General features: G+C 53.8%; 11 protein-coding genes. 9 read left to right on the top strand and 2 right to left on the bottom strand.

The window, feature by feature from the left end; genetic code table 11:
• The first annotated feature begins 131 nt into the window (after positions 1-131).
• From VI01_RS22825 to VI01_RS25105, 9 genes are all read left to right on the top strand, one after another.
• Positions 132-779, top strand: a complete 648-nt coding sequence (locus VI01_RS22825) for a PilL N-terminal domain-containing protein (protein ID WP_045816746.1) — start codon at positions 132-134, stop codon at positions 777-779.
• Positions 776-1,546, top strand: a complete 771-nt coding sequence (locus VI01_RS22830) for a hypothetical protein (protein ID WP_045816747.1) — start codon at positions 776-778, stop codon at positions 1,544-1,546. The genes VI01_RS22825 and VI01_RS22830 overlap by 4 nt, the downstream gene beginning before the upstream one ends.
• A 10-nt stretch (positions 1,547-1,556) precedes the next feature.
• Positions 1,557-2,282 carry a TIGR03759 family integrating conjugative element protein gene (locus VI01_RS22835; protein ID WP_045816748.1) on the top strand — a complete coding sequence of 242 codons (726 nt, stop codon included), beginning with the start codon at positions 1,557-1,559 and terminating at the stop codon, positions 2,280-2,282.
• Positions 2,261-2,890 carry a lytic transglycosylase domain-containing protein gene (locus tag VI01_RS22840; protein WP_045816749.1) on the top strand — a complete coding sequence of 210 codons (630 nt, stop codon included), beginning with the start codon at positions 2,261-2,263 and terminating at the stop codon, positions 2,888-2,890. The genes VI01_RS22835 and VI01_RS22840 overlap by 22 nt, the downstream gene beginning before the upstream one ends.
• Before the next feature lie 2 nt (positions 2,891-2,892).
• The gene (locus tag VI01_RS22845; RefSeq protein ID WP_045816750.1) at positions 2,893-3,399 is read left to right on the top strand and encodes an integrating conjugative element protein; all 507 of its coding nucleotides are present in this window, start codon (positions 2,893-2,895) and stop codon (positions 3,397-3,399) included.
• Positions 3,396-3,965: a restriction endonuclease gene (locus VI01_RS22850; protein ID WP_045816751.1), complete on the top strand. Its 570-nt coding sequence runs from the start codon at positions 3,396-3,398 to the stop codon at positions 3,963-3,965. The genes VI01_RS22845 and VI01_RS22850 overlap by 4 nt, the downstream gene beginning before the upstream one ends.
• The gene (traD, locus tag VI01_RS22855) at positions 3,962-6,061 is read left to right on the top strand and encodes a type IV conjugative transfer system coupling protein TraD (RefSeq protein WP_045816752.1); all 2,100 of its coding nucleotides are present in this window, start codon (positions 3,962-3,964) and stop codon (positions 6,059-6,061) included. The genes VI01_RS22850 and traD overlap by 4 nt, the downstream gene beginning before the upstream one ends.
• Positions 6,054-6,827, top strand: a complete 774-nt coding sequence (locus VI01_RS22860) for a TIGR03747 family integrating conjugative element membrane protein (protein ID WP_045816753.1) — start codon at positions 6,054-6,056, stop codon at positions 6,825-6,827. Before traD ends, VI01_RS22860 begins: the two co-directional genes overlap by 8 nt.
• Positions 6,828-7,042: 215 nt before the next feature.
• Positions 7,043-7,471, top strand: coding sequence for a GFA family protein (locus VI01_RS25105; protein ID WP_075564130.1), 429 nt, complete (start codon positions 7,043-7,045; stop codon positions 7,469-7,471).
• A gap of 66 nt (positions 7,472-7,537) precedes the next feature.
• On the opposite strand, the gene VI01_RS22865 is transcribed toward VI01_RS25105, so the two are convergent.
• Both VI01_RS22865 and VI01_RS22870 read right to left on the bottom strand, forming a co-directional pair.
• Positions 7,538-7,747 (bottom strand): hypothetical protein, encoded by a 210-nt coding sequence (locus VI01_RS22865; protein WP_231638579.1) that lies wholly within the window; start codon positions 7,745-7,747, stop codon positions 7,538-7,540.
• 328 nt (positions 7,748-8,075) lie between these two features.
• Complete coding sequence (locus VI01_RS22870) at positions 8,076-8,348, bottom strand: YrhB domain-containing protein (RefSeq protein ID WP_045816755.1); 273 nt, start codon at positions 8,346-8,348, stop codon at positions 8,076-8,078.
• Between the last annotated feature and the right edge of the window lie 160 nt (positions 8,349-8,508).

Below are 8,508 nucleotides of genomic sequence, written 5' to 3' on the forward strand. Positions count from 1 at the left end.
AGATCTTAACTGACAAGCATTATGACTCCGGTCGGCGTTTTTTTTTGAAAACGCAAAAAGAGTTGTTGATAGAAGCATGCTGAAGAGTTGCGCACAGTGAAGCCTGTTCTCACTGTACAGGAACTTTTCAGATGAAATTTAACGCCGTCTTTGCCGCTTTACCGCTTGCGCTGCTGGCGGGGTGCGTTCAGCAGCCCCAGAAGCTGCAGGAGCGTGCACCTGCTGAACCGGTTCCTCCGGTCAGCGTATCCCGAAATATTCAGGCATCCGCTGATGATGCTTATGCGCGGACGCCAGAAGTAGTTCGCTACGATCGTTACCTGCTGGTCAGTACTGATCCGCAGGCCGTGCAGCGCGACCCCCTCTCACAGATTATTGACGTTCGCATTCCCTCTTCAGTGCAGCCAACCGTGGCTGACGCCATGCGCTATGCCCTGAAGCAGTCCGGCTACTCGCTTTGTCAGACCGGTCCGGCTAACGGCGTGTTATACCGTCAGCCACTTCCGGCCGTCCAGTTCCAGCTCGGTCCTATGCGCCTTCGCACCGCGCTGCAGGTACTGGCGGGCCCGGCATGGGAGCTTGAAGTTGATGACGTTCAGCGTGTGGTCTGCCACAGCCTGCGTGCCGGTTATCAGCTGCCCGTGTCACAGCTGCCGCCACCTCCTGCCAGCGCCTACGCACCGGCTGCAGGCACACCATCCTCTGCCAGTTCCTCTCAGGTGATCGCGCCTCGTCCTGTTCAGGCCCAGCCTGCTCACGGAGGGTGGCTGACAAAATGACCACAGAAACGTCCTTCCCTCACGAAAATGCTGATGATGTTGCTCCGTTGTCGTCAGGCAGCAGGTTCAGCGCTGTAAAACGCCGGCTGCCGGCTATAGGACTGACCACGCTTTCCATTGCCGCGCTTGGCCTCGCAATCATATCGCTTCGCGCCGGTGTGTCGCAGGAAAACCGTCTCAGCTACGTCGAGAAGCAGCAAAACGTGGTTTACACCCAGGCACTGGCTAAAACCGATCTTGAACCTATCCAGGCAAACATTAATACGCAGGCTGAGGCAATAAAAAAACAGCAGCTTCAGCTTGATGCGGTCCGTAAATCTCTCGAAGCCTGGTCTGCCAAAGGTTTGTCTGAAGCTGTCGGACAGGTTCGCCATTCGATCGATGAGCTGAATGATTCCCAGACCGCGCTGCAAAGCCGTCAGGCTGCTCTTGAACAGTCAATCACCGCATTACAGCACCCGTCTCAGAAAGCGCAGCAGGCCACAGCTGAACCCAAAGCGACACACCCAGTAAAAAAGCCGGCACCCGCTAAGCCACATCAGGCAGTCAAAACCGTGGCCCGCAAAGCGCCATTTGTACTGACCGGCGTTGAAAAGCGGGGTTCAGAGTCTTTTGCGGCCATTGCGCCGTCGGGGTTCAGCTCGCTGGCTGAAATCCGCCTCATAGGCGAGGGCCAGACCGTTAATGGCTGGACACTTGTTCACGCCGGCTACGGGCAGGCGCAATTTCGCGTGAACGGTCGCCTGACGACTATCAACGTTCACTAAAGGAGGCAGTATGAAGCTAAAAATGATGCATCTTGCGGCGGTTATGCTCTGCTGCTCTGCGCAGGCCAGCGTTCAGGTTCAAAATTCCAGGGGCGAACCGGTGGATGCGCCGGCTCAGAGCGTGCAGCAAAGTAACGTGCAGGATCTGCAACAGCAAGCCGGGCAGTGGGGACTGAGTCAGGACGATTATCAGCGCTATAAGTCGCTAATGAAAGGTCCGCGCGGCATTCAGTCACCGGGTCTGGATCCGTTGTCAACGCTGGGTATCGAGGCGCGGAGCCAGGCTGAACGTCGTCAGTATGCTGAGAAGTGGGTTAAGGAAGAGTTTGCGCGTACGCAAAAAGAGCTGGATTTCCAGCGCGAAGTCACAGCCGCATGGAAGCGGCTCTATCCGGAAACGCTAGCCGTAAACATGGGCAACGCAGCCGGTATTGCCCACGATACCGGAGGCAGGCTGGCGCTGTTCGTTAAGTCAGCGGGCTGCGGGCAGTGTGACGCCCGTCTGGCAGCGGTCTTAGCCGATAACAGGCCGGTTGATATCTACCTTGTAGACAGTCAGGGCGATGACGGGAAACTTCGCGGCTGGGCAAAAGATCATCACATTCCGCTGGACAGGGTGCGCAGCCGTCAGATCACACTGAATCACGACGGCGGTCGCTGGATGCGGTTCGGTAACGGCATGATGCCGGTGGTTCTGCAGCAGGGGGAAGACGGATGGCAACTCGCCGCATTCTGACCGGAGCGGCGCTACTGCTGCTTTCATTTTGCACTTTCGCGGCTGGCAAACAGACCGTTCCGGAGGGGTACGTGCGCGTGGCGCAGGCTCACAACGTGCCGCCGGAATCACTTTACTCTGTCAGCCTGCAGGAATCATCGCGCAGGCTGCCGCAGGGCGAACGCCCCTGGCCGTGGACCCTGAACGTGGCGGGTGAGGGCTATCGCTATAAAACCCGTCTTGAAGCCTGGCAGGCGCTGCAGGTGTTCATGAAAACGAACTCACTGAAGCGCATAGATGTCGGTATCGCCCAGGTTAATCTCGGCTGGAACGGCCAGCGATTTACGTCAACCTGGGTGGCGCTGGATCCTTATGTGAATCTCAACGCTGCTGCCGCCATTCTGCGCGAGTGCTGGGACCGGAAACCCGGAAGCTGGCTCGATGCAGCCGGCTGTTATCACCATCCCGCAGGCGGCGCACCCGCTGCCCGCTATCGCGCTTTCGTTAAAAGTAAGCTCGCCATGCTCCAGCCCTCGCCGCATCTGCCGACGGCTACCGTAGTTGAACAGACAGCATCTGTATCGGTGCCGGATAACGGTCTCGTCTGGATAAATCCACGGAGTCAGTGATCATGAATCTGAAAAACCTCATCGTTACCACGTTCATCGCTTTTTCGCCTGCCGCACTGGCGGAGCTCAACGTCATTGCAGATCTGGGAGGGGAGAGCACGCAGGCTATTTTCGAGGCCGTAAACCGCCAGGATATGCCGCCTGCGTCTACTGCGACTCCTGAACAGGGGGAAGCGGCCATGCTGCCGGTTACTACGCCAGAACTTTCCCCTGGCAACGTGGCTCCCCGGGCGCTGCAGCTGCCGGGTATCGGCTCGCTGTTTATCATTGGTGATGACAGCTACTCACGGCAGTGGCTGCAGCAGAACGTACAACTGCTTTCGGCCAGAAATGCAGCCGGCCTCGTTGTGAACGTTGAAAGCATGGCATCGCTGGAATCTCTGCGCAGTCTCGCACCCGGTCTTCAGCTGGCGCCCTCATCAGGAACTGAACTTGCCCGCCGCCTGAAGCTGACCCATTACCCCGTACTTATCACGGACAGCGGCCTGTCTCAGGAGGTGGGGCCGTGATATCAGCTCCTAACATCGCTGCACTGCTTATGGCAAATCCGGTCCTACTGGCCATCCTGTCGGGCGTGATTATCTTTCTGCTCTGGCGTTTTCGCCGTCAGTCGGCCAGCGAGCGGCGGCACCGCAGGTATCGCGCCACAGCAGAGCGCGTTTATGTCCGCCTTCGCCAGCTCAGTGGAGACGGGCAGCGCATGAGCTATCTGCGCAAGATTAACCCCTATGTCTTTGAAGAGTTACTTCTGCTGGCATTTGAGCGTCAGGGGTATGCCGTACAGCGCAATACGTCATACAGCGGCGACGGCGGGCTGGACGGACGCGTACACATAAACGGCGAGTGCTTATTGATTCAGGCCAAGCGCTACAGCCGGGCGATAACGCCGGCTCACGCTCAGGACTTTGACGCGCTGCTGACGCGTATGGGGCAGCGAGGGTTGTTTATTCATACCGGCCGGACGGGCCAGAAAAGCAGGGCTGCCAGTAGCAGTTCACAGCAACTGATGATTATCAGCGGACAACGACTTCTGGCTCTGCTGGCAGGTAAACCCTTTAAGGAGTTTTCTTTGTGAGTGATAAATATGTAATTGAGGCTCTTCTGCGCCCGGCTGTGGAGCTGAATACAGCGGTCGCAGCGGGCACTGCCGCCATCGTCTGCGTCACAGCGCCATGGGCAGTAGCCCTGGCACCCTCCGTCAGCTACGTCACCGCCGGCGGATTCGCAGTGCTATCTGCCATACGCGCGCGTCAGGGAATGCAGGTTATTCGCTACCGCCGCAATCTTCGCCGTTTACCTCGCTACGTCATGACGTCAAAACAGATCCCGGTCAGTAAACGCCGGCTTTTTCTGGGCCGCGGGTTTCGCTGGACCCAGAAGCACACCCAGCGCCTGCGCGATACGCTGCGCCCGGAAGTGGCCCACTACCTTAAGCCATCAAAGCTGTATCAGCTTGCCCGCCAGTTAGAGGAGGCAACAGAACGCAGTCTGCCGGCGATTGGCAAACTGCTCAGTGCCGATTCGCCAGTCAATCCAGTTCGCCCGCTTCCCCCGGTTGGCGGTAACCCGGCCGTACACGGCATAGAGCCCGATGAAACTGACGTTACTCTCGATTTACGTGAGCGTGTCGGTCACACGGTTGTCTACGGTACAACCCGAGTGGGCAAAACGCGCCTTGCTGAGCTGTTAATCACTCAGGATATACGTCGTGGTGACGTCACTATCGTATTTGATCCTAAAGGCGATGCGGACCTGCTGAAAAGGGTCTGGGCGGAAGCGCACCGGGCAGGCCGTGGCGATGAGCTGACCGTTTTCCACCTTGGCTGGCCTGAAATTTCGGCGCGTTATAACGCCGTAGGACGCTTCGGGCGCGTATCGGAAGTCGCGACCCGTGTTGCCGGCCAGCTAAGTAGTGAGGGCAATAACGCAGCGTTTAAAGAGTTTGCATGGCGGTTTGTGAATATCGTTGCGCGTGCGCTGGTCGCCCTCGGGGAGCGCCCGGATTATACCCTTGTTACCCGCTACGTGAATAATATCGCCGATTTGTATCTGCGCTACGCTGAAAAAATCGTTACTGAGAAACTGCCTGAACTGAACATTCAGATCGAGAATAATGCCAACGCATTCAGTGAGGACGACGTGCCGCGTAACATGCAGGGGCAGCCTGAGGCTATCCGGATTTGGGCAGTTGAAGTAGCGCTGAGTTCTGACGCAGGAAACGCGCTGTATGACCCGATACTTGACGGGTTGCGATCTGCAGTCCGCTATGACCGTACCTATTTTGACAAAATTGTGGCGTCACTGCTGCCACTGCTGGAAAAACTCACCACCGGTAAAACGGCGGAGCTGCTGTCTCCCGATTATCTGAATATGAAAGATCCGCGTCCTATTTTTGACTGGGAGCAGGTTATCCGTAAAAAAGGCATCGTTTACGTGGGGCTTGATGCGCTCAGCGACAGCGAGGTTGCCAGTGCCGTAGGCAACAGCATGTTTGCCGATCTGGTGAGCGTGGCCGGTCACATCTACAAACACGGTATCAACGGCGGCCTACCGGGTTCAAAAGAGGGCAAAGACCCTATTAACCTGCACTGCGATGAATTCAACGAACTGATGGGTAATGAGTTTATCCCGCTCATCAATAAAGGCGGTGGTGCGGGCATGCAGGTAACTGCCTATACGCAGACTTCGTCTGATATAGAAGCCAGGATTGGGAGCGCGGCCAAAACTTCTCAGGTTCAGGGTAACTTCAACAACCTGATCATGCTGCGCGTGAGAGAAAACCGGACGGCAGAGCTGCTGACCTCACAGCTGCCGCAGGTTGAAATCTATAGTAAAACACTGGTCTCGGGTCATCAGGATTCAGCTGACGTCACCGTCAATCATGATTTTACCTCCAGCACCCAGGACCGTGTCGGCACCATTAAGGTGCCACTTCTTGAGCCTGCAGACATTGTCACGTTGCCTAAAGGGCAGGCGTTTGCGCTGCTTGAAGGCGGCCAGCTCTGGAAAATTCGCATGCCGCTGCCGGCGGGCGATGCAGGCGACGTGCATATGCCTGAGAACATCGCGCGTCTTGCAGAAGAAATGCGACGCAACTATCACAGTAGTGAGGGATGGTGGGACAGTCGCAGTTCAGCAGCTGCGCCAGTGAAGGGAGATAACAATGGCTGAGGCTCGTCGTACCGCACCACAGCAAAATCCGCAGCAGTATCCCACGAACCCACGTGAGCATGGCCTGCTCTTTAACCTGGTCTGGGGCTGGCCATCGAAACTCATTGGCGTGATTCTGGCTTCCCTGATGGTGAGTCTTGTCATTGAATATATCGGGATTGCGTTCTTCTGGCCTGCAGAGGGTGCAGCACACAGCCAGGCGGTGATGAATACCGAGTTTGGATATCTGTCTTCTGATTTTACTCGGAGCTTGCTGCTTTCCGAGCCGGCTGCAACGGTGACGCGCTGGGTGACTGATGCCTATCAGTGGGCGTTTGTGGACAGTGGGATCATCGGCTGGATACAGGCAAAATATCAGGCAGAGATGAATAGCGGCAATGAGGTATCGCGCAATCTTAAGGGGGCCAGCAGCTGGCTGGGAAATTATCTGCAGCAGTACATGCTGGCAACGGTATATGTCTCTGTAGTGACTTTGATTCGCGTCACTATCATCGCCCTTTCTGTACCGCTGTTCGTCTTGGTTATATGTGTCGCCGTGGTTGAAGGGCTTGGCCGACGGGATTTACGGCGATTTGGTGCCGGTTATGAATCATCTTTTCTGTACCATCACGCGAAAAGGCTGATTAAACCGGCTGTGTATCTTCCTGTGATGGCCTACCTTTCATGGCCTTCAGCAGTCTATCCAAACCTTCTGCTACTGCCCGCAGCGTTAATGCTGGGAATTACCATTACGGTTACAACGGCATCGTTCAAAAAATACCTTTAATGACTTGATACCAAAGCCTGTTAAATGCAGGCTTTAGTTTACGCCGGTACAATCGATTAAATCTGTATCGGCTTGGACGTCCGCTGTGAGCGAGACACGGACATCAAGCCCGATCTATAGCTGATTTTGAAATGCCAAAACGAACGCTCTTACTCAGTATTAAAAAGATGATAATGTTTCTTTAAGTATCTGAAATCGGGTAGGGATAAGGTTAAATGAATGGAACATGTTTGTGTAAAACGGTTGAATTTCAACTCAGTTATAAACCATCACTATTTTATCGTTGTCATTGTTCGCTTTGTAGAAAGCAGAGTGGTGCAGGTTATAATCTCGCCACGTTAGTGAAAAGAAATGAGTTTCGCTGGATACAAGGGGAAAACTGCATCGCCTCGTGGTTTAAGCCAACTGGCTACCGTACAGATTTTTGCAGCGTATGTGGCTCAACTGTACCTAACATTCTGCGGGACTTGCCTTATGTCTGGATTCCCGTTGGATTACTGGATGAAAGTCTTGAAATGGAATGTGTAGGAGACTTTTGCACTGACGATGCCATGCCCTGGGATGAAACCCGTTCAAACAGACTTCACTCGGGACCAGTCAAATCGCTGTCATACCTTTTAGAGTGCCTGAAACTCAAGACCTAAAGGTCTGCCATGAGCGAAATTCGGACACTGGCCGCCTGACTGGCCTGAAGGGTTCTTCCGGGAACGCTACTCACTCTTCTGAGTGACTTCGCGGATAGCATCAGCATAAATTTTTTTCGTACCGTCCACGCAGTGCTCTTCCGACTCTCTGAGCTGCGCCAGAATATTTTCTCTGTTCACAGTCTTTCCTGAAGAAATCACACGTGAAACGGCCAGCCCTATGGCTTTATGGATATCATCACTGTCTTCTGAATGACTGAATTGTATCGCCATCATACTGTTCCTTCTGAAATAAATCCGCATAATGCCGTTCATGAGTTTCTGCATGAACGATAAGACGTTTCTATAGATGCCGGATGTCGATCTTACAGACAGTTATGAAATCATTTATTATCCACTGCAGGACTCAGATTTAACCTGTAAGCCGACTGTTCAATGCCTACTGTTCTCTATTACCAGAACAAACGCAACGCAATAATAGCCTTTTAAGCATCATCCGAACGTCTGATCAGACACCTCTATTGACCTGCAGCCTGTTTCTTAACCAATAGGATTGTATCTAACAGGAATGTGTTAATTGTCCGCTTTGAGCGATGAACGGACGTTATTCGTTTTTTTGTTGTTCGTAATCCAGCAGGTATTTATCTAACGGATAAGCAGTTCCAAAAGAGTGAATTTCTCCATTATCTTTATCAATTATGAACGGTGCATTTCCCGCCAACTGAGCAGAAAAATCACCCGTTTCCAGATACTCTTTCGATTGATAACAATAGAACCAGCCTTCTGAGAATCGGCCATGAAGTGTAATGACGACTGGAGTGCCAAAGCCTTTAAGGTAATCCAGAGCCTTGTCCGTCGCATTTTGATAAGTAATCATTATTCCATTCTCAAACGATAGCGTCATATGAACGAGCTGATTTGATCAGCTCCAGACAAACTAACATAGCACGATGCAAGCAACTTCCGCTCCTGGCACAAAGCTGCATGTTGAAAGGGGCGGATGTCCGCTATGAGCTGTGAGTTCAATGGCTCGATGC

This window comes from Pantoea sp. SM3 (genome assembly GCF_000963995.1).
Lineage (GTDB): Bacteria > Pseudomonadota > Gammaproteobacteria > Enterobacterales > Enterobacteriaceae > Pantoea > Pantoea rwandensis_B.